Source organism: Mycobacterium scrofulaceum, from assembly GCF_002086735.1.
In the GTDB taxonomy this organism is placed as follows: Bacteria; Actinomycetota; Actinomycetes; order Mycobacteriales; family Mycobacteriaceae; genus Mycobacterium; species Mycobacterium scrofulaceum.
Genome location: NZ_MVIJ01000001.1, coordinates 120,587 through 142,110 on the forward strand (window position 1 = coordinate 120,587; position 21,524 = coordinate 142,110).

At 67.2% G+C, this 21,524-nt stretch carries 16 protein-coding genes; 6 read left to right on the forward strand and 10 right to left on the reverse strand.

The window, feature by feature from the left end:
• The first annotated feature begins 268 nt into the window (after positions 1 to 268).
• From BST44_RS00455 to BST44_RS00480, 6 genes are all read left to right on the forward strand, one after another.
• Entirely contained in the window at positions 269 to 1,690 is a 1,422-nt protein-coding gene (locus BST44_RS00455; protein WP_083174302.1) for a condensation domain-containing protein, read from the forward strand.
• A 75-nt stretch (positions 1,691 to 1,765) separates the two neighbouring features.
• Entirely contained in the window at positions 1,766 to 4,765 is a 3,000-nt protein-coding gene (locus BST44_RS00460; protein ID WP_279628963.1) for an MMPL/RND family transporter, read from the forward strand.
• A gap of 79 nt (positions 4,766 to 4,844) precedes the next feature.
• Complete coding sequence (pe, locus tag BST44_RS00465) at positions 4,845 to 5,945, forward strand: acyltransferase PE (protein ID WP_083174721.1); 1,101 nt, start codon at positions 4,845 to 4,847, stop codon at positions 5,943 to 5,945.
• A gap of 76 nt (positions 5,946 to 6,021) precedes the next feature.
• Positions 6,022 to 7,080: an NAD(P)H-dependent amine dehydrogenase family protein gene (locus BST44_RS00470; RefSeq protein WP_083174303.1), complete on the forward strand. Its 1,059-nt coding sequence runs from the start codon at positions 6,022 to 6,024 to the stop codon at positions 7,078 to 7,080.
• A 209-nt stretch (positions 7,081 to 7,289) separates the two neighbouring features.
• Positions 7,290 to 7,718: an MmpS family transport accessory protein gene (locus BST44_RS00475; protein WP_244184693.1), complete on the forward strand. Its 429-nt coding sequence runs from the start codon at positions 7,290 to 7,292 to the stop codon at positions 7,716 to 7,718.
• A complete protein-coding gene (locus BST44_RS00480) occupies positions 7,715 to 10,624 on the forward strand; it encodes an MMPL/RND family transporter (RefSeq protein WP_083174306.1) in 2,910 nt (969 codons plus the stop codon). The genes BST44_RS00475 and BST44_RS00480 overlap by 4 nt, the downstream gene beginning before the upstream one ends.
• Here the strand turns inward: BST44_RS00480 and BST44_RS00485 are convergent.
• The 10 genes from BST44_RS00485 to BST44_RS00530 all read right to left on the reverse strand — a co-directional run bounded on the left by BST44_RS00485 (position 10,621) and on the right by BST44_RS00530 (position 21,464).
• The gene (locus BST44_RS00485; RefSeq protein ID WP_083174308.1) at positions 10,621 to 11,451 is read right to left on the reverse strand and encodes a DegV family protein; all 831 of its coding nucleotides are present in this window, start codon (positions 11,449 to 11,451) and stop codon (positions 10,621 to 10,623) included. The two genes, BST44_RS00480 and BST44_RS00485, sit on opposite strands and share 4 nt — an antisense overlap.
• Positions 11,452 to 11,457: 6 nt before the next feature.
• On the reverse strand, positions 11,458 to 12,195 hold the full coding sequence (gene octT, locus BST44_RS00490) for a diglucosylglycerate octanoyltransferase (protein ID WP_083174310.1): 738 nt from the start codon (positions 12,193 to 12,195) through the stop codon (positions 11,458 to 11,460).
• Positions 12,185 to 12,859 carry a glucosyl-3-phosphoglycerate phosphatase gene (gene gpgP / locus BST44_RS00495; RefSeq protein WP_083174312.1) on the reverse strand — a complete coding sequence of 225 codons (675 nt, stop codon included), beginning with the start codon at positions 12,857 to 12,859 and terminating at the stop codon, positions 12,185 to 12,187. Before gpgP ends, octT begins: the two co-directional genes overlap by 11 nt.
• Positions 12,856 to 13,245: a ribosome silencing factor gene (gene rsfS, locus BST44_RS00500; protein ID WP_083174313.1), complete on the reverse strand. Its 390-nt coding sequence runs from the start codon at positions 13,243 to 13,245 to the stop codon at positions 12,856 to 12,858. The genes gpgP and rsfS overlap by 4 nt, the downstream gene beginning before the upstream one ends.
• Positions 13,242 to 13,898, reverse strand: a complete 657-nt coding sequence (nadD, locus tag BST44_RS00505; RefSeq protein WP_279628965.1) for a nicotinate-nucleotide adenylyltransferase — start codon at positions 13,896 to 13,898, stop codon at positions 13,242 to 13,244. The genes rsfS and nadD overlap by 4 nt, the downstream gene beginning before the upstream one ends.
• Positions 13,899 to 14,053: 155 nt before the next feature.
• Positions 14,054 to 15,502 (reverse strand): vWA domain-containing protein, encoded by a 1,449-nt coding sequence (locus BST44_RS00510; protein WP_083174316.1) that lies wholly within the window; start codon positions 15,500 to 15,502, stop codon positions 14,054 to 14,056.
• Positions 15,503 to 15,512: 10 nt separating this feature from the next.
• The gene (locus tag BST44_RS00515; RefSeq protein ID WP_007169523.1) at positions 15,513 to 16,388 is read right to left on the reverse strand and encodes an AAA family ATPase; all 876 of its coding nucleotides are present in this window, start codon (positions 16,386 to 16,388) and stop codon (positions 15,513 to 15,515) included.
• 34 nt (positions 16,389 to 16,422) lie between these two features.
• Positions 16,423 to 17,682 (reverse strand): glutamate-5-semialdehyde dehydrogenase, encoded by a 1,260-nt coding sequence (locus tag BST44_RS00520; protein ID WP_083174318.1) that lies wholly within the window; start codon positions 17,680 to 17,682, stop codon positions 16,423 to 16,425.
• 105 nt (positions 17,683 to 17,787) lie between these two features.
• A complete protein-coding gene (locus tag BST44_RS00525; RefSeq protein ID WP_083174319.1) occupies positions 17,788 to 19,233 on the reverse strand; it encodes a mechanosensitive ion channel domain-containing protein in 1,446 nt (481 codons plus the stop codon).
• The gene (locus BST44_RS00530; RefSeq protein WP_142274306.1) at positions 19,230 to 21,464 is read right to left on the reverse strand and encodes an adenylate/guanylate cyclase domain-containing protein; all 2,235 of its coding nucleotides are present in this window, start codon (positions 21,462 to 21,464) and stop codon (positions 19,230 to 19,232) included. The genes BST44_RS00525 and BST44_RS00530 overlap by 4 nt, the downstream gene beginning before the upstream one ends.
• Positions 21,465 to 21,524: the final 60 nt, after the last annotated feature.

Here is a 21,524-nt window from a genome sequence, read left to right on the forward strand (position 1 = left end):
CCGTGATTGCTCCGCAATGAAACGCTTGACCCGCCCACTGCACCACATGCCGGCCCAATGCGCAGCAGAATGATCTCCTGGGCGAGTAGTGTCGCCGGATGCCGGACTGCGTACCGCGCCGGGCCGTGCAACACCATAATCGGTCACCACACCTGTGGCTACATTCGAAGCAGCCCGGCATGTCGGGATGGGTGGCCGCCGAGGCGGTCATCGTCGTCTCACCACCGGCGGACCGAAGGCTGCAGCCCCGCACATCGAGGAGAAAAGATTGCGCATCGGGAAAATTACGATCGGCTCGATCGGTGAGTGGACGCTGAGCCCGGGCGTAGTCGTCTCCTGGCACCCGACGCCGGCGGCCCGGGAGCGGGCCCGGGCGGCGCCGGCAAGCCCGGTGCCGGTCAGTTACATGCAGGCCCAGCACCTCCACGGCTATCGCCGGCAAACGACGGCGGGGCTCGACTATTCACGGCAGATCATCGCGACGTGCGAAGTCCCGGGCCGGTGCGATGTCGCCGCGATGAACGACGCGCTCAACGCATATCTGCGTAGGCACGATACGTACCGCAGTTGGTTCGAATACACCGATAGCGGGGACATCGTTCGTCACACCATCGAGGATCCCGACGACATCGAATTCGCTCCCACCGACCACGGCGAAATGACCGTCGAAGATTTGCACGAGCATGTGGTGTCGACGCCGGATCCGCTGCATTGGGAGTGCTTCAGCTTCGGGATCGTGCAAAACGCGGATCACTTCACGTTCTACGCCAGTATCGACCACGTCCACGGGGACGCGGCGCTGATCGGCATCACGATGGTGGAGTCGCATGCGATGTACACGGCGCTGACGGGCGGCGCCGGCCCCCTCGCCCTGCCCACCGCCGGCAGTTTCGACGATTTCTGCGTCGAGGAACGCCGGTACACGTCGGCGTTGACCGTGGATTCGCCGCCGGTCCGCGCCTGGATTGACTTCGCGGAGAACAACAACGGAAGCCTGCCGGAGTTTCCCCTTCCACTGGGCAACCCCATGGAGCCGGCCAGGAGCGACATGATCACGGACACCCTGATGGACGCGCAGCAGACGGCGCGGTTCGAATCGGCCTGTTCGGCGGCGGGCGCCCGCTTCGTCGGCGGCTTGTTCGCGTGCCTCGCCCAGGTCGAGCACGAATTCACCGGCGCCGCCACGTATTACGGTCTCACTCCCCGGGATACCCGCAGGACTTCGGACAACTTCATGACTCAGGGCTGGTTCACCGGCCTGGTGCCGATCACGATCCCGATAGCCGCCGTGTCCTTCGGTGATGCCGCCTGGGCCGCCCAAAGTTGCTTTGATTCGAGTTTGGACATGGCAAAGGTGCCGTATTACCGCGTAATGGAATTGGCGCCGTGGCTGAGTAGGCCGCGCCCCAATTTTCCTGTGACGAATTTCTTGCACGGCGACGCCGCCCCGATGAATGCCGTGCTGGCCGCGGCCGAGATGGGTTATACGAACAATATCGGCATCTACTCGGACGGACGATATTCGTACCAACTCACGATCTACATCTTCCGCTACCAGGACGGCACCTCGATGGCGATCATGTTTCCCGACAACGCCGTTGCCCAGAAATCGGTTGCCCGTTATGTCGCGGCGATGAAGTCCGTGTGCCTGCGGGTCGCCGACAGCGGGCATTGGGGCCGCGTTGCGTAGGGAGGAGTAGACGATGGCGACTGCCTCACTCCGGATTCGCCGTTTGCCGGCGGCCGGATCCGAAGCGAGGTCGCTGTGCGACGGCTAGCCGGTCTCGTGGTGCGTTGGCCCGGCCTGGTGATCGGGCTCTGGGTCGTGATCGCGGTCGCGCTGCCGTTGACGTTTCCGCCCCTGACCGAGATGGCACAACAGCACCCCCTCGCGATCCTGCCCAGCGACGCCCCGTCGGCCGTGTCCGCCCGAAAGATGACCGAAGCGTTCCACGAGTCGGGCGCCGAAGACCTGCTCCTGGTCGTCCTCACGAACGAAAAAGGGCTCGGGCCCGCCGACGAGGCCGCCTACCGCAAACTGGTGACCGCGCTGCACGCGGACACGCGAGACGTGCTGATGCTGCAGGACTTCGTCAACACGCCGCCCCTGCGTCCCGTCTTGACCAGCAAGGACCACAAGTCCTGGGTGCTGCCGGTGGGCCTGGCCGGCGAACTGGGCACACCGAAGTCCTACGCCGCCTACCTCCGCGTCGCCGACATCGTCAAACGCAACGTTGCCGGATCGCCGCTGACGGCGAACCTGACCGGACCCGCGGCCACCGTCAGCGACCTCACCGTGGCGGGCGAACGGGATCGCCTTCCCATCGAACTTGCGATCGGCATCCTGGTGCTCGTCGTGTTGCTGGTGGTCTACCGCAACCCGCTCACCATGCTGCTGCCGCTGGTAGCGATCGGGGCGTCGATGGTCATCGCGCAGGCCGTCGTCGCCGGCATCTCCCAGGTCGGCGGCTTGGGCGTGTCGAACCAGTCCATCGTCTTCTTGAGCGCCATCATCGCCGGCGCGGGAACCGATTATGCGGTCTTCCTGATCAGCCGCTATCACGACTACTTGCGCCGCGGCGCGGACTTCGACGACGCCGTGCAGCGGGCGTTGATGTCGATCGGAAAAGTGATCGCGGCCTCCGCGGCCACGGTCGGAATCACCTTTCTCGGCATAAGTTTCGCCCGGATGGGCGTGTTCTCCACGGTGGGCGTGTCCTCGGCCATCGGGATCGGGGTCGCGTTCCTCGCGGCGATGACGTTGTTGCCCGCCATCCTGGTCGTGGCCGGGCCGCGCGGCTGGGTCACACCCCCGCGCGAACTGACCGCCCGGTTCTGGCGGCGGTCGGGGATCCGCATCGTGCGCCGCCCGAAGGCCCATCTGGTCGCCAGCGTGCTGGTGCTGATCGTTCTGGCGGGCTGCGCCGGCCTGGTGCGCTTCAACTACGACGACCGCAAGGCTCTGCCGCCCTCGGCCCCGAGTTCGATCGGGTACACCGCGCTGGATCGCCATTTCCCGGTCAACCAATCCATTCCCGAATACATCCTCGTGCAGTCGCCGCACGACCTGCGCACGCCGCGAGCGCTCGCGGATCTGGAGCAGATGGCCGACCGGGTCAGCCAACTGCCCGGCATCGCCCGGGTCAGCGGCGTGACGCGGCCCGCGGGAGCCGTGCCGGAACAGTTCAGGGCGACGTATCAGGCGGGCGCCATCGGCGCTCGCCTCGGCGCCGGGTCCGCCCTGATCAGCGACCACACCGACGAGCTGAACCGGCTGTCCGTCGGCGCCAACACGCTGGCCGACAACCTGGGCGATGTGCGGGGCCGGGTCAACCAGATGGTCGCCGGGATGCAAGGCCTGAGCGACGCCTTCGCGTCGATGAGGAGCCAGTACGGCGGTGACAAGTTGGTCAGGGAGGTCGTCACGGCGGCCAAGCTCGTCAGCAGCATCAACTCGCTCGGCCGCACCATCGGCGTGAACTTCGCCGCGATCAAGGACATGTTCGCGTGGGTGGCCCCGGTGCTGGCGGCGCTGCAGGGCAACCCGGTCTGCGACGCGGATCCCTCCTGCAGCGCCACCCGGGCCCAGTTCGAGCGCGTGGTGAACGCGCGCGGTGACGGCAGCCTCGACCAGATCAACGACCTGGCGACGCAGCTGCAGGCGTTTCAAGACCGGCAGACCCTCAACGCATCGGTCGATCACCTGCGTGTCGCGCTCGCCGGCTTCGTCAGGGCGCTGCATGCCATGGGCCTGGACCAGCCCGGCGGCCTGCAGGCGGACCTGAACCAGCTGCAGCAGGGCGCCGACCGGTTCGCCGGCGGGAGCCGGCAAGTGGCCGATGGAGTGGACCAACTCGTCGATCAGATCAAACAGATGGGCGCCGGGCTCGGTGAGGCGTCGGCCTTCCTCCTCACGCTCAAACGGGACGCCGCAGAACCGTCGATGGCGGGGTTCAATGTTCCCGCGCAGCTCCTGCACATGGAGGAGTTCAAGAAGGCCGCCAAGGCGTTCATCTCACCCGACGGCCACTCGGTGCGGTATCTGGTGCAGACCAAACTCAATCCGTTCAGCCCGGAGGCCATGGACCAGGTCGGCGTCATCGGCGACACCGCGCGCGGAGCACAACCGAACACCGCGTTGGCGGACGCCAAGATCTCGATGGTGGGGTATCCCGTCATGCTGCGGGACACGCGGGACTTCTATGAGCACGACATCAAATTCATCGTCGGCGTCACCATCATCGTCGTGCTGCTGACCTTGATCGCGCTGTTGCGGGCGGTCGTGGCACCGCTGTACCTGGTCGCCTCCGTCGTCATTTCCTACCTGTCGGCGGTGGGCATCGGCGTCGTGACGTTCCAATTCGTGCTCGGCCAGCAATTGCATTGGAGCGTTCCGCCGTTGGCCTTCGTGGTGTTGGTCGCCGTCGGGGCCGATTACAACATGCTCTTCGTCTCGCGAATGCGCGACGAGTCGCCGCACAGCATGCGCTACGGCGTCATCCGCACCTTGAGTTCGACCGGCGGTGTGATCACCGCGGCGGGCCTGATCTTCGCCGCCTCGATGTGGGGTCTGGTGTTCTCCAGCATCGGCACCGTGGTCCAGGGCGGTTTCGTCATCGGAATCGGAATCTTGCTCGACACCTTCCTGGTTCGCACCATAACCGTGCCCGCCCTGGCTACGCTGGTCGGACGGGCGAGCTGGTGGCCATCGCGACCGGAAACGCAGCGGTCGCGATGGCGTTCACCGGCCCGGCCCGCGGAGTAGGTCCAGCACCGGGCGGGTGAGCGGGTCCACGTGCGATATGCGAAACTACGAGACCAAGTCGGGCAGGCGGGAAGTGGCGATGCGGAAACTACTCGCGGGGGTTACCGCTCTGGTAACCCTCGGCGCCACAGGGTGTTTCGGCCTCGGCATCGCGACGGCCGACGACTCCGCGGACAGCGCGACGCCCGACGACGGGATGGCGTACGCGCTGGGCGGCGCTCACGTCCCCGGCATTCCCTATGACGAGTACGGCAGGCGGCTGGGTGCCGGGTGGTTTCCGGGCCTGACGCGAGAGATCGTCGACTACCCGGCGGGGCAGGTCCAGGGCCACGTGCTCGAACGGCTCTTTCCTGGGATCGGCCGGCTCGACGAAGCCTTCCCGGGCCTGGGCGTGGACGGGCCAAGCATCGGCGAGTCGGTGGCCGTCGGCGAGGACAACCTGGACGCGGCCATCCGCCGGGGCGGCCCCGGCGCCGCGATCGGCCTGTCCGAGGGTTCGCTCGTGGTGGACGCCGAGCAGGCGCGGCTGGCGAACGACCCGACCGCTCCACCGCCAAATCAATTGATCTTCAGCACCTTTGGCAATCCGGTGGGACGTCACGCCTTCGGCCAGAGCTTTCTGACCTCCTTTTTCCCGGTCGGCGCCGTCGTTCCCGCAATGGACTACCGCATACCGCCGCCCGTGGAAAGCCAGTACGACACCAAGGCGTTCGTCGCGGCGTACGACATGATCGCCGACTTCCCCGACCGGCCGGACAACCTGCTGGCCCTCGCCAACACCCTGGTGGGCGAGGCGACCGGGCATACCGCGGTCGCGTTCACCGACCCGAGCATGGTGCCGCCGCAGAACATCAGAACCACCGTCAACTCCCGGGGCGCGACGACAACGACGTACCTGATCCCCGAAAAACACCTCCCGCTGGTGATACCGCTGGGCTACCTCGGGGTGCCGGAAGACGAGCTGAACCAACTCGACGCCGAGCTGGCGCCCATGGTGAACGCGGGATACTCGCGCAACGACGACCCGCAGACCGCACCCATCCAAGTGGATCCGGTGCGGGGCTTCGACCCCGCGGCCGTGATCGCCCCGGCCAGCCAGGCCACCTTCGGCGGCGGGGCCGACCCATTTTCGCAGCTGATGTCCAGCGCCATGGCCGCGTTCAATCAGGGCGGCCGCTGACCGGCACCGGCCGTATCGAGCCGGATGGCATGTCGGTGATAATGACTCACGTCCGCCCGCCGTCAAAGGAGACGCGATGAGCAAGCCCCCGACAGAACGCCCGCTGCGGGTGATCCAGTGGACGACCGGAAACATCGGGCGGCGTTCGCTGCACGCCATCATCGGCAGACCCGACATGGAGTTGGTCGGGGTGTACGCGCACGGGGCGGACAAGGTCGGGGTGGACGCCGCCGAACTGGCCGGCTGGCCGGAACCGACCGGCGTGCTCGCAACCAACGACATCGACGCGCTGCTCGCGCTCGGTGCCGACGCGTGCTGCTACAACCCGTTGTGGCCCAACATCGATGAGTTGGTGCGCCTGCTGGAATCGGGTGTCAACGTGTGCTCCAGCGCGGCCTGGATCACCGGGGGCAAGCAGACGCCCGAGGACCGGGAACGCATTGTGGACGCCTGCAAGCGGGGCGGTGCGACGATCTTCGGCAGCGGCGCGCACCCGGGCATGACCAACATGGTCGGTATGGTGCTCAGCGGCTCGTGCGAGCGCGTCGACGAGATCCGCATCACCGAATCGGTGGACTGCTCGACCTACGAATCGGCGGAAACCCAAACGGCGATGGGCTTTTCGCAGGATCCCGACACGCCGGGGCTCGCCGAAAGCGTGCGGCGCGAGAGCGAGGTCTTCGCCGAATCGGCCGCCATGATGGCCGACGCGATCGGGGCGAAGCTGGACCGGATGACCTTCGACGTGACCTTCACCGCCGCGACCGCCGATTCCGACCTGGGCTTCATGCGGATACCTGCGGGAACGGTGGGCGGCGTCTACGGTTACCACCGCGGCTGGGAGGGCGACCGCAACGTGGTCAGCGTGGGGTTCAACTGGACCATGGGCAGTCACGTGGTGCCGCCCAAGCCGTTGGAGCACGGCCACGTCATTCAGGTGTTCGGGCTGCCCAACATGCGCACCGTCCTGCATTGCCTACCGCCGAAGGACTGGACGGAGCCCGGTTTCATGGGATTGGGCATGATCTACACGGCGATGCCGGTCACCAACGCGGTCCCGGCCGTGGTGGCCGCCGAACCCGGGATCGTGACGCTTGCCGATTTGCCGCCGGTCACCGGCCGGGTGGCCCGGTAAGCGCCGGGCACGTATGCCCTTCGCCACATCGGAGGCCCCGGAGGAACGCTTGCGTGCACTAAGGTTTAGAGTGCTTAGCTGAGCAAATAGTCGGAAAGACATCGATGTCGTCGGCGACAGGTTCGGGCTTTGCGGCAGCGCCGGGGTGGCGGTAAGCGGAAGGCGGTCAGGTGGTGTCTAGTCCAGGCTCAGGTCCACGTACCGGCGCCGTGACTCGGGTGCTCAAGCGGGCGTGGATACCGCTGGTTTTGGTAGTTGTCCTCGCCCTTTCGACGTTGATCGTGTCGCGGCTCCACAAGATTTTCGGCTCGCAGGATCTCAACGCGAACGCCGGCAAGGGGATCGAAATCGTGCAGTTCAATCCGAAGGTCGTGGTCTACGACATCACCGGTCCGCCGGGGGCCACCGCCAACATCAATTACTGGGACGAGAACGCCAACACCCATCAGGTCAACGCGGCGCCGCTGCCGTGGTCGACCACCATCTCCACCACCCTGCCGTCGGTGAGCGCCAACATCATGGCGCAGAGCGACAGCAGTGAGATCGGCTGCAAGATCACCGTCGACGGCGTCGTCCGCGAACAGCACAACTCCGACGGCCACAACGCGCAGACCTTCTGCCTGGTGAAGTCCGCATGAGCGACGCGAACAGCCGGGGCCGTCTGGGCACCGAGGACACCGAGGACACCGGACCGATCCAAACGGCGGACGGGGCGAAGGCCGCGCGCGGTCACCGGCCCTACCTCCCCCATTCGATCCGCATCTTCGCGGTGCCGATCATTTTGGTCTGGGTGTTCGTCACGGTGCTGGTCAACGTCATCGTCCCCACGCTGGAAAAGGTCGGCGAGGCCCATTCGGCGCCGATGACCCCCCTGGACGCGCCGTCGATGAAGGCGATGATGCGCCTGGGCCACAACTTCCACGAGTTCGACTCCAACAGCACCGTCATGATCGTGCTGGAGGGTCAGCAGCCGCTGGGGCAGGACGCGCACCAGTACTACGACAAACTGATCCGGGACCTGCGCAAGGATCCCCAGCACATCCAGCACATCCAGGACTTCTGGGGTGACCGGCTCACCGCGGCCGGCGCGCAGAGCGCCGACGCCAAGGGCGCCTACGTCATGATCAACCTGGCCGGCAACCAGGGCACCACGCTGGCGAACGAATCCGTGGACGCCGTGCGCAAGGTGATCGACGAGAACAAGGCGCCGCCGGGCGTGAAGGCCTACGTCACCGGTCCGGCCGCGCTGTCCGACGACATGCACATCATCGGTAACGCCAGCCTGGCCAAGATCACCCTGTTCACCTTGGGTGCCATCGCGATCATGCTGCTGCTGGTCTACCGGTCGATTGTCACCACGCTGGTCCAGCTGTTCATGACCTTTGTCGCGCTGGCGTGTTCGCGGGGTGTCGTCGCGGTTCTCGCGTACCACAATGCGTTCGGGCTCACCACGTTCGCCGCCAACATCCTGACCATGCTGGCGATCGCTGCCGGCACCGACTACGGCATCTTCCTGGTGGGCCGCTATCAGGAGGCGTTGCGCGCGGGCGAGGACCGGGAGACGGCGTACTACACCACCTTCAAGGGGGTGGCCCCCGTTGTCCTGGGATCCGGGCTCACCATCGCCGGTGCGACGTATTGCCTGAGCTTCACGCGGCTGCCCTGGTTCAACACCATGGGCGCTCCAGTGGCGATCGGCATGCTGGTGGTGGTGCTGGCGGGACTGACGCTGGGACCCGCGGTTGTCTTCGTCGGCAGTCGGTTTCACCTCTTCGAGACCAAGCGGGCGGCCAAGGGCGGGCGGCTGTGGCGCCGGGTAGGCACCGCGGTGGTGCGCTGGCCCGCACCGGTTTTGGCGGTCAGCGCCGCGGTCGTCTTGATCGGCATGGTCGCGCTGCCGAGCTACAAGACGAGCTACAACGACCGCTACTACCTGCCGGCCTCCGCGCCGTCCAACCTCGGGCAAGCGGCCGCCGACCGCCACTTCTCGCAGGCCCGGATGAACCCCGACATGCTGATGATCGAGTCCGACCACGACATGCGGAACCCGGCCGACATGCTGGTGTTGGACCGGGTCGCCAAGAACGAGATGCGCACGCTCGGCATCGCCATGGTCCAGGACATCACCAGGCCGCTGGGCATCCCAATTCAACACAGCTCCATACCGTTCCAGAACAGCATCCAGAGCCAGACCACGATGCAGAACATGAGCTTCCTCAAGGAGCGCATCGCCGACATCCTCAGGATGGCCGACGATCTGCAGACCCAGATCGACACCACGCAGCGGCAGTACGAGGTGTCGCTGGACCTGGCCAAGGCGGCGGACGACAGCGCGAAGACCACGGCGGTCACGTCGCAGATCACCGACACCTTGCGTGACCACATCGCGGACTTCGACGACACCTTCCGGCCGATACGCAGCGTTTTCTACTGGGAGAGGCACTGTTACGACATCCCGGTCTGCATCGGGTTGCGGTCCCTGTTCGACACGTTCGACGGGTTCGACCAGCTCGCCGAGCAGTTCCACTACCTCACAGCCGACATCCAGCACACCGCCAAAGCCTCGCGCGACCTGACGGAACTGTTCCCCACGCTGATCACCACGCTGAAGACGACCAGGGGCATCACGCTCACCCTGTACCAGACGTTCAAGGCGATGATCGACCAGATGGAGGCGATGAGCAACACCGCGATCGTCATGGGCCAGAGCTTCGACGCGTCGAAGAACGACGATTTCTTCTATCTGCCCCCGGAGGCGTTCGACAACCCGGATTTCCAGACGGGCCTTCGCATGTTTTTGTCGCCGGACGGTAAGTCGGCACGATTCTTCATCACCCACCAGAGCGATCCGATGACGCCGGAAGGCATTTCGCGAGTCGACGCCGAGCGCACCGCCGCGCAGGAGGGACTCAAGCAGTCCTCCCTGTCCGACGCCAGGGTCTATTTGGGCGGCACGGCCCCCACCTTCCGAGACATGGCCGACGGCGAGAAATACGACCTGATGATCGCCGTGGTGTCGGCCCTGACGCTGATCTTCATGATCATGCTGCTGCTCACCCGGAGTGTGGTGGCCGCGCTGGTGATCGTCGGCACCGCGGCGAGCTCGATCGCGGCGTCCTTCGGGTTGTCGGTGCTCATCTGGCAGGACCTGTTCGGCATCAGGATCCACTGGATCGTGATGGCGCTGTCGGTCATCATCCTGCTGGCCGTCGGCTCCGACTACAACCTGCTGCTGGTCTCCCGGTTCAAGGAAGAGATCCATGCCGGCCTCAAGACCGGCATCATCCGGTCGATGGCCGGCACCGGCGGGGTGGTGACGGCGGCGGGTCTGGTATTCGCGTTCACCATGGCGTCGATGCTCGGCAGCGACCTGCGGGTGCTGGGCCAATTCGGGTCGACGGTGTGCATCGGTCTGCTGCTCGACACCCTGATCGTGCGCACGTTGCTGATGCCGTCCATCGCGACACTGCTGGGCCGCTGGTTCTGGTGGCCGCAGGTGGTGCATCCGCGCGGCGACAACGCCAAGCGCGCGGTGCCGGCTTAGGTCGGCAGTTGCACGACGACCGCGACCGCCCCGGCGCCGACGTGCAGGGCCAGCACCGGCCCCAGCGGGGTGACGATCGCCGGCTCGCACGCCGGTAACCGCCGCGCCAGCTCCGTCGCCACCTCCTTGGCGCCGTCCGGGTTGGCGACGTGGTGCACCGCCAGGGCGGCGGGGCTGTCGCCGGCGACCTCGCAGACCCGCTCGATCATCGCCGCCGTCGCGTGGCTGACGGTGCGCACCCGTTGAGCGAGAACGAGTTTGCCGTCGTCGATGCGCAGCAGCGGCTTGAGCGCCAGCGCCGTGCCCAGCCAGGCCTTGGCGCCGCCGATCCGTCCGCTGCGGCGCAGGTTGTCCAGCCGATGCACGACCATGAACGCGTGGCTATGGCGCACAGCCAGATTCGCCGCGTCGGCGACGGCATCCGGGCCCGCGCCCGTGGCCGCGGCGCGGGCCGCGGCCAACGCCACAAAGCCCGTGCCCATCGCGGTCGACTTCGAGTCGACGACCCGCACGTGCGGGTCCAGGTCGGCGGCGGTCCGTTCGGCGGCAGCACAGGTCCCCGACAGCGCCGACGAAATGTGCACCGCCACCACGCCGTCCCCGCCACTGTCGGCCAACGCCTGCTGGTAGGCGTTGGCCAGTTCGGCCGGCGTGGCCGCCGCCGTGGTGGCGTGGCGCTTGTAAATGTCCTCGGGGACCTCGTCCACCCCGTCCCGCAGGTCTGCCCCCTCGAGCAGGATGTGCAACGGTACGACGCGGATCGCCCACTTCTGAAGCAGGTCGGCCGGCAAGCGTGCCGACGCGTCGGTCACCACCACGACGGTCACGAGCGGCTACCCGTGTGGCTTGTCGGTCGCCAGGCCGGCTTCGGCCAGCGCCTTCAGCATCAGCTCGGCAACCGCCTGGTGCGCTTCGAAATTCCAGTGGATGCCGTCGGGGTTGCCCCGTCCGGTCATGATCTGCTCGGCGACAGCAGCTTTCAGATCCACCAGGGGGATATCGTGGCCCTGCGCCCACTCGGTGATGGCGGCGGCGGTGGCCGCCCGGCCGTGATGTGCCCGGCCGTACGTGTCGGCGATGTGCACCGACGGCAGCGACGCCACGATCGGGATGCCCGGACGGTTGAAATCGATTGCGCCGCGGGTCTGTTCGAGGTAATCGGCGCTCAGGTGCGGGGGCAGCGCGGACCGGGCCACCGGCGAGAGCCTGGGCTGCAGCCAGCCGTAGCCGTCGCGGACCCAGCGCCGCAACCACGGCGGCCGCACATAGCGGATCAGTTCGCGCAGCGCCGTCGGCAAAACCGACGGGAGCGAATCCATGCCGCCGGTGGCGAAGATGACGGCGCCCGCCCGCGGCAGCGCCGCCCAGGCGCGCGGGTCCTGAGTGGCCGCCCACCAGATGTCGCGGCAGGTCCAGCCGATGCGGCCGATGAGTTCGACGTCCCAACCCAGTTGGGCCGCAACGATGTTGGGCCAGATTCGGGGGTCGTCGGCCGGCAGCCCGCCGGTGGGCCCGTAGTAGGCCAGCGAGTCGGCGAATATCAGCAGGGTGGGCCGTGCATCAGAGGACATCGTTGGACACCTGCGCCGAAGCGTTCCACACGTCGAGGCGCCAGCGGATGCCCTCCAGGCCCGCGTCCTGATCGTCGGCGTGGCCGGAAAGCTGCACCCAGCTGGCGTTGCCCATCCCGCCCAAGACCGGCCAGTTCGCGACGGGAAGCCGCAGCAGCGCGGCCGACAACGCGGCGATCAGGCCGCCGTGGGCCACCAGCACCACGGGCCGATCGGCATGCTGGGGGTCGCCCCATTCCGCCTCGCCGGACACCAGTTCGCCGACCAGCGGCACGCTGCGGGCGGCGACGTCGACCCGGCTTTCGCCGCCATGCGGGGCCCACGTGGCGTCCTCACGCCAGGCCAGCCGCGCGCCGGGGGCCTGCGCGTCGACCTCGGTGTGGGTCAATCCCTGCCAGTCGCCGAGATGGGTCTCCCGCAACCGCGGGTCGACGCGGATGGGGAGGCCGGTGCGCTCCCCCAGCCTGACCGCCGTGTCGTAGGCGCGATGCAGGTCCGACGACACGATCAGCAACGGCTGCAGCTTGCCGAGCACCTCGGCGGCGGCGAGCGCCTGTGCCCTGCCGAGCTCGCTCAGTTGGGAATCCAGCTGACCCTGCATGCGGCTACCTGCATTGAACTCGGTTTGCCCGTGCCGCAACATGATCAGGCGACGAATCGTCATTGCGAGCCCGCCGAGTCTTCGGGGGCGTCGGCGAGGTCCACCGGCACCACCGGGCAGTCACCCCACAACCGGTCCAGGGCATAGAAGTCGCGGTCGTCCTGGTGCTGGATGTGCACGACGATGTCGCGGTAGTCCAGCAGCGTCCAGCGGCCCTCGCGGGTGCCCTCCCGGCGCGCCGGCTTGTAGCCCGCCCTGCGCATCTTCTCCTCGACCTCGTCGACGATGGCGTTGACCTGGCGCTCGTTGGACGCCGAGGCGATGACGAAGCAGTCGGTGATCACCAGCTGGCCCGACACGTCGATCACCACGACGTCGTCGGCCAGCTTCGAGGCGGCCGCGCCGGCGGCGACCGTCGCCATGTCGATGGCTTCCTGGGTCGCGGTCATGTGTTGTTCCCGGCGGGCAGGGTTGAGCGGCTCACGGAATCCTTCGAATTTCCGCCGGTTTGATAGAGCCGGCGTTTGGAGACGTATTGCACGACGCCGTCGGGCATCAGATACCAGAGGGGGCGATGTTGTTCGGCGCGCAGGCGGCAATCGGTCGACGAGATCGCCAGCGCCGGGATCTCAACGAGCGTCAGCACGTCCTCGGCCAGCTCGCCCAGCACGCCGGTGATGTGTTCGCGCCGCAGCTCGTAGCCGGGTCGGCTGACGCCGACGAACCGCGCCAACTGGAACAGCTCCTCCCAGCCCTGCCAGGACAGGATCGAAGCCAGCGCGTCGGCGCCGGTGATGAAGTAGAGCTGCGAATCGGGGTTGAGGGCGTGCAGGTCACGCAGCGTGTCCTTGGTATAGGTGGGACCGGCGCGGTCGATGTCGACCCGGCTCACCGAGAAACGCGGGTTGGACGCGGTGGCGATCACGGTCATCAGGTACCGGTCCTCGGCGGCGGAGACGTGCCGGTCCTTCTGCCAGGGCTGACCGCTGGGCACGAACACCACCTCGTCGAGGTCGAACAGGTCGGCGACCTCGCTGGCGGCAACCAGGTGCCCGTAATGGATGGGGTCGAACGTCCCACCCATCACGCCCAGCCTGCGCAGCTGCTTTTGCACGATTTGCCAGCTTACTTGAGGCCGCGACCCGGCCCGATTTCTCGGCCCGGTGCCGCGAGCGCCCGCCTCCCCCGAACGTCACGCCAGCATGACCCCGGCAGCCGAGCGTCACGCCAGCGTGACGCGGGCACGAAGACCGCCCCTCAGACCGGCAGCAGCTGATCGATCACCGCGGCCAATTGCTTGGCCGACCGGCATTCGTGCATGGTGATCACCTCTTGGTAGCGCGGCACCGCCGAGTCGCCGCTGCCCCACAGGTGCCTGGGCTCCGGGTTGAGCCAGTGCGCGTGCCGGCTGGCGGTCACCATGTGGCTCAGCAAGTCGGTCTCCGGGTTGCGGTAGTTGGTGCGCCCGTCGCCCAGCACCAGCAGCGAGCTGCGCGGCGACAGCACGTTGGGAAACGCCTGCACGAACGACGCGAAGGCGTTGCCGTAGTCGGAGTGCCCGTCGCGGCTGTAGACACCGGCCTCGCGGGTTATCCGCTGGATCGCGACGGCCAGGTCGGCTTCGGGCCCGAACATGTGGGTCACCTCGTCGGTGGTGTCGATGAAGGCGAACACCCGCACCCGCGAGAACTGTTGACGCAGAGCGTGCACCAGCAGCAGGGTGAAGTGACTGAACCCGGCGACCGAACCCGAAACGTCGCACAACACCACCAGTTCCGGCCGCGCGGGACGGGGTTTGGCCAGCACCACGTCGATCGGCACGCCGCCCGTGGACATCGACTTGCGTAGCGTCTTGCGCAGGTCGATCACCCCGGCGCGGCTGCGCCGCCGCCGCGCCGCCAGCCGGGTCGCCAGGGTCCGGGCCAGCGGCGCCACCACGCGTTGCATCTGCCGCAGCTGTTCGCCGGAGGCGCGCAGGAACTCGACGTTCTCGGAAAGCTGCGGGATGCCGTACATCTGGACGTGATCGCGGCCGAGCTGCTCGGCGGTGCGGCGCTTGGTCTCCGCGTCGACCATCTTACGCAGTTGCGTGATTCGCTGCGCGGCAAGGGCTTTGGCGATCTGCTCCTGGGTGGGGGTGGGCTCGTCGCCGTAGGGGGCGAGCAGCCCGGCCAGCAGCTTGCCCTCCAGCTCGTCCAGCGCCATGGCCTTGAGCGCCTGGTAGGAGGAGAACGACGGGCCGCGGCTGGAACTGTACTTGCCGTAGGCCTCCACGATCCGCGCGACCATCGCCACCAGGCGCTCGTCCATGTCCGCGAGGTCGGGGTTCTCGTTGAGCAGGTCGAGCAGCATCTGCCGCATCGCCTCCACGTCGTCGGGCGGCAATGCGTCGTCGGCCTGCGGCCCGTCGGCCCCTTCGTCGGCGACCACCGCACGCGCGCCCAGCGCCGCGGGGAACCACAGGTCGAACATGGAGTCGTAGGTCTCGCGGTGATCGGGCCGGCGCAGCACGGCGCAGGCGATGCCCTCGCGCAGCACCTCACGATCCCCCAGACCGAGGGTGGCCATCACCCGGCCGGCATCCACGGTCTCGGACGGGCCCACCGAAATGCCAACTCCGCGTAGCGCTTCCACGAAACCCACCAGGTGTCCGGGCAGCCCGTGCGGGGCGAGCGGCCGGGTGGGTCGGATGCGGCGGGGGGGCATCGGTGCGTTCCTAGTTCAGCCGCAGCTCGCCGCTCGCGCGCTGCTGGTCGGACTGATGTTTGAGGACCACGCCAAGGGTGGCGGCGACGACGGAATCGTCGATCGTGTCCAGCCCCAGCGCGAGCAGCGTGCGGCCCCAGTCGATGGTCTCGGCGATGGACGGCACCTTCTTGAGCTGCATGCCGCGCAGCACGCCGATGATGCGCACCAGTTCCTCGGCGAGGTGCTGGGGCAACTCGGGCACCCGCGACAGCAGGATCCGGCGTTCCAGTTCGGGGCTGGGAAAGTCGATGTGCAGGAACAGGCAGCGACGCTTGAGCGCCTCGGAGAGTTCGCGGGTGGCGTTGGAGGTCAGCACCACGAGCGGCGTCCGCTCGGCGGTGATCGTGCCAAGTTCGGGGACGGTCACCGCGAAGTCGGACAGCACCTCGAGCAGCAGGCCCTCGATTTCGATGTCGGCCTTGTCGGTTTCGTCGATCAGCAGCACCGTCGGCTCGGTGCGCCGGATCGCGGTCAACAGCGGGCGTTGCAGCAGGAATTCCTCGCTGAAGACGTCGTCCTTGGTCTGGTCCCAGTCGCCGGAGCCGGCCTGAATGCGGAGTATCTGCTTGGCGTGGTTCCACTCGTAGAGGGCGCGGGCCTCGTCGACCCCCTCGTAGCACTGCAGGCGAACCAGCCCGGAACCGGTGGCCTGGGCGATGGCGCGGGCCAGCTCGGTCTTGCCGACGCCGGCGGGCCCCTCCACCAGCAGCGGCTTGCCCAGCCGGTCGGCAAGGAACACCGCGGTCGCGGTCGCGGTGTCGGGCAGGTAACCGGTCTCGGCCAACCGTCGCGAGACGTCGTCGATGTCGGCGAACAACGGCTTAGGCCGGGCTGGCACGCTCACTATCTCGGTTCTCCTAAAACACTTTTCGTCGATCTCAGGCGGGACGGACTTGTCCGTCGCCCCACGCGATCCACTTGGTCGAGGTCAATTCCGGCAGCCCCATCGGACCGCGCGCATGCAATTTCTGGGTGGAGATGCCGATCTCGGCGCCGAAACCGAACTGCTCGCCGTCGGTGAACGCCGTCGACGCGTTGATCATCACCGCGGCGGCATCCACACCGTCGCTAAATCGTTGCGCCGCGGCCATATTGCTCGTCACGATCGCCTCGGTGTGCCCGGTGCCGTACTCGTTGATGTGCGCGATCGCGGCGTCGATGCCGTCGACCACCGCGACCGCGATATCCATCGACAGGTACTCGCGGCGCAGGTCGTCCTCCGCCGCGTCCGCCGAGAACCCGCCGTGCACGGTCACGCCGGCGTCCTCGAGTGCGGTCACCAACCGAGGCAGCGCCTTCTTGGCGATGGCGGCGTCGACCAACAGCGTTTCGGCGGCGTTGCAGACACTGGGCCGGCGGGTCTTGGAGTTCAACAGGATCCGTTCCGCGACGTCCAGGTCGGCGCCTTCGTGCACGTACACGTGGCAGTTGCCGACACCGGTCTCGATGGTGGGCACCTGCGCGTCACGGACCACCGCGTTGATCAAGCTCGCTCCCCCGCGCGGTATCACCACGTCGACCAGGCCGCGGGCCTGGATGAGGTGCGTCACGGTGGCGCGATCCTCGGCCGAAAGCAGTTGCACCGCATCGGCGGGCAGGTCCTCACTGACCAACGACGCCCGCAGCACCTGCACGAGCGCCTGGTTGGACCGCGACGCCGAGGAACTCCCGCGCAACAACACGGCGTTGCCCGACTTGAGCGCCAGACCGAAGGCGTCGACGGTGACGTTGGGCCGGCCCTCGTAGATCATGCCGACGACGCCGAGGGGCACCCGCTGCTGCCGCAGATGCAGACCGTTGGGCAGGGTGTAACCGCGCAGTACCTCCCCGACCGGGTCGGGCAGGCCGGCGACCTGGCGCAGGCCCGCGGCGATGCCCTCGACCCGCTCGGGGTCCAGCGCCAACCGGTCGAGCATCGCGGCCGGCGTGCCGGCGGCCTCCGCGGCGCTGAGATCTTCGGCGTTGGCCGAGAGGATCAGGTCGGTGTGGGCCGCTATCGCGTCGGCCGCGGACCGCAGCGCCTGGTCTTTGGCGACGGTCGGCAGCAACGCCAGCACGCGGGAGGCGACCCGGGCCCGGCGAGCCGCGTTGTGAACCTCGCGGCGCAAGTCAGGAAGCGATGGTGCTTGCAGACTCATTGAACCAGGGTATCGGGCCTGAGCCGGCCAGGTGAGGCGGCCCGGGTATTACGGCATCCGGTCCGGGCGTAACGCGCCGGCCACCGAGACCTCGGCGGCGGTCGGTCAGCGCCGCGGATTCGCCGACTCGTGCGGCTCGACGCCGACCAGGCCGATCCGGTCGTGGCGGGTCGCCTCTCGCACCTTGGTCTGCCGCTCGTCGATCAGTCGTCCTAAGTCTTGCAGCAGCAACGGTTTACGCATCACCAGATGTTCGAGGTGCTCGCGGTCGATCTGCAGCGCTGTGACTTCGTCCAGCGCGTACGCGCCGGCGAGGTTCGGTTGACGGGTCAGCGCGGTCAGACCGAGGAAGGATCCCTCGTCGAGGATGCTGACCGGGATCACCGAACCGTCGTCGGTCGTCGCGGTCAACCGCACCCGGCCCGCGATCAAGAAGGTCATCCCGGAGGACACCTGACCGGTCGACTCGATGACTTCGTCGGCGCCGTAGCGGACGATCTTCGCGTACGGCACCAACGATTGCTGGTCGGTGTGACTCAGCCGCAGCGCGGGCGCGACGACGGTGCGCAACGCCTTCTCCACCCGCGGCTTGGTCGAATAGTTGTCGTCGGCGCCGTCGAGGCGCAGGCGCGCCCGGCGGGCGGCGTACCACACCCAGCGCAGGAACGTCGCCTCGGTGGCTTCGGCGTCGGCTGGCGACAGGAGCCGGACGGTCGTGCGGTACTGGCCGCCGCCCAGGGCGACCGTGGTGGGCGGGGCCCCGGGTTTGCGGGCCGGTAGCGCGCCGGCGACCCGCGTCAACATCGCACACACCTTGTCCGGCGAATCGCCGGCCGCGAATTTCGTGGCGATCGCACAGTCGTACGCCCGGGACGGGCGGCTCAGATTGGTGAACGAGGTGCTGGCCAGCATCGAGTTGGGCATGATGCGGATTCCGCTGCCGGTGTCGATGTGCACGGAACGCCAGTTCACTTCGACGACGCGTCCCCGCGTCGTGCCCGTGTCCAGCCAATCGTCGATCCGGAACGGCTGCTCGAACAGCATGAACAGGCCGGACACCACCTGGCCGACGGAGTTCTGCAGCATCAGGCCGATCACCACCGACGTGATGCCCAGCGCGGTGAACAGGCCGCCGATGCGCACGCCCCAGATGTAGGAGAGCATCAGCGCCAGGCCGACACCGATGACCCCGAAGCGGGCGACGTCGACGAAGATCGCGGGCAGTCGCTTACGCCAGCTCTCTTCGGGCGCGCCCTCGAACACGGTGGCGTTCAGGGCCGACAGCACCAGCACCAGCACCAGCAGGCCGAACACCGTGGTGAGGATCCGCACCGAGCCCTCCCCGGCCGGCACCTGCGAAGCCTTGACGACCAGGAGCAGCAGCGCGCCCAGCGGCAGCAGGTAGTTGCGCAGCAGGCTCACCTGCCTGGCCAGGTGGCTTCTCCGGCGGACCAGCGCGCGGTGCAGTTCGGTGAGCAGGATCAGGCCGACCGGGAATCCGATCGCGATGCCGATCGCCCAGTAGAACCACGATGATTCGAACAAGTTCATGATCGCTCCGACAGCCGGTAGATCGCCTGGTCGGTACCGCCGACCGAGATCGTTCCGGCCGGCGCGAATTGGCGCACGTCACGCATCGCGTCGTAGACCTGCGAGGTGACGTAGATGCCGGATTGGTCTGAGCCGCTTTGCATTTGGTAGGCCAGGCTCACCGCGGCACCCCACATGTCATAGACCAGACCCGAGCGGCCGACGAGTCCGCTGATGACGTTGCCGGTGCTGATGCCCACTCGGAGGCGCAACTCGTGACCGGTCGAGCTGTTGAATCGCTCGATGATGTGGCGCATTTCGACGGCGAAGTCGACGCTGCGGTGAATGCTGTCCAGGCGGGGCGTGACCACCCCACAGCTCGCGAGATAGCCGTTGTGGAAGGTGCGAATGCGCTCGACTCCCAGTGATTCTGCCGCCGAGTCGAACTGGCGGAACAGTTCGTCGACGATCCCGACCAGTTCGTCGCCCGAAAGGTCCACGGAAACCTCGTCGAGCCCGACGATTTCGGCGAAGATGATCGCCACGTCTTGGTGTTCCTGCGCGATGGTCTCCTGGCCCTCGCGATACCGCTGGACGACGGACTCGGGCATCAGCGCGAGCAATAAGCGGTCGTTCTCCCGGCGCTGTTCGTTGAGCAATTCCTCCTTGATCGCCAAGTTGCGGCTCATCTCGTTGAAAGCCGCGGTGAGCTCGCCGATTTCGTCGCGCGTCTTGACCGGGATGTTGACCTCGTAGTCGCCGGAGCTGATCTTCTGCGTGCCGGCCTGCAGCCGCCGGATCGGCCGCAACATCAGCTGGGCCAGCACCATCGACGCTACGCAGATGGCGAAGATCATGATCGAAACTGCCAGCACGAGCGTCCTGCTGAACCTGCCGAGCCGCGCGAAGGCATCGGAGTTGTCACGGGTGGCCAGGATCGACCAGTCCAGGTCGGAGTTCGGCACCGTCAGCGGGGCGTAGGCCTCCAGCTCCCTGTTGCCCAGATAGTCGGTGGCGCTCAGCACGCCGGTCTGTCCGCGGTGGGCGGCACGAAGACCCGCGGTCGGGACCGGCTGCACCAGTGTCGTGCCACCGAGGCGGATCGCTTCTTCCACGACGTTGGGCGGGGTGCCCGCTGCCACCGCCTCGCGCCGGTACTCCGCCGGGTCTTCCAGGAAAAGCCTTGAATCCGAACGCATCAGGTTGTCGGGCCCGGCCAGGTACGTCTCCGTCGCCGGGCCCATGCCGGCGGCCTCCCAATGCTTGTCGGCGGTCATGATCTTGTTGATCTTCGAGATCGGCAACGGCAGGGCCATCACGCCGTTGAATTTGCCGTTCATCCCCACCGGCGAGACCACCCACGCCGTGGGGACGTCGAGTTGCGGCTGGTACGGCTGGAAGTCGGTGATCCAGACGAAGTTGAGATCGTTGGACCGCAGGGCCTTTTGGTATGCGTCGCGCAGATTGGATTCGCGATAGGGGCCGGTGAGGATATTGGTGCCGAGGTCCGGGCCCTTGTTCACCGAGAAGACGACGTTGCCCTGCATGTCCAGCAACAGCGCGTCCGGGTACTCGAAGCGGGTGACGATGTCGCGCATGTAGAAGCTGTAGCGGGCACTGGCGGCCGACCACGCGCTGCCGTCGCCGGCGTCGTCGACCTTCCTCGCCTCGGCGATCGACGAGTTCGGCGCGGTGTAGTACGCCTGCAGGTACTTCTGCGCGTTGGAACTCGGGAAGATCGCGTTGCGATCGAGTTCCTCACCGGTGATCCGCTTGATCGGCTTGATCATGTTGTTGTCGTAATAGTTGACGAGCGCCTGCTGCTGGGCCGGGGTGATGGTCGCGTTGGACAGCTGCGCGAAGCCGTCGGTGAACGCCGTCGTCGCCTCGACGATGCTGAAACCGCCGCTGTAGACGATCAAGGAATTCGTCACCTCTTTGAAAAGCGACTGCACCTGTCGCGCCTGAGACTCGCGCAGCTCGGTGAGTCGCTCGGACTCGACCTGCCGCAGCGCGTTGCGGCCCGACGACGCCCCGATGAATCCGATCACCCCGATCGACAGGATGCTGCACAGCAGCAAGGTGAGCAGCAGTTTGGATTGCAGGCCGATCCGGAAAAGCCGACGGCGGCGGGACTTTTGGATTGTGCGGGCTTCGCCCTCCGGAGCCGCGGTCGCTTCGGTCGTGGGTTGGGCGCGCTCGGGTGCGGTCAGGGAAGCCGGTCCAGCGTCTTGTAGCTCGCTCGATGTCACTCGACTTCGCCCTTCCTCGGACACGCAGCATCGCTCACGCAGCACACTAGCGCGCGTGTC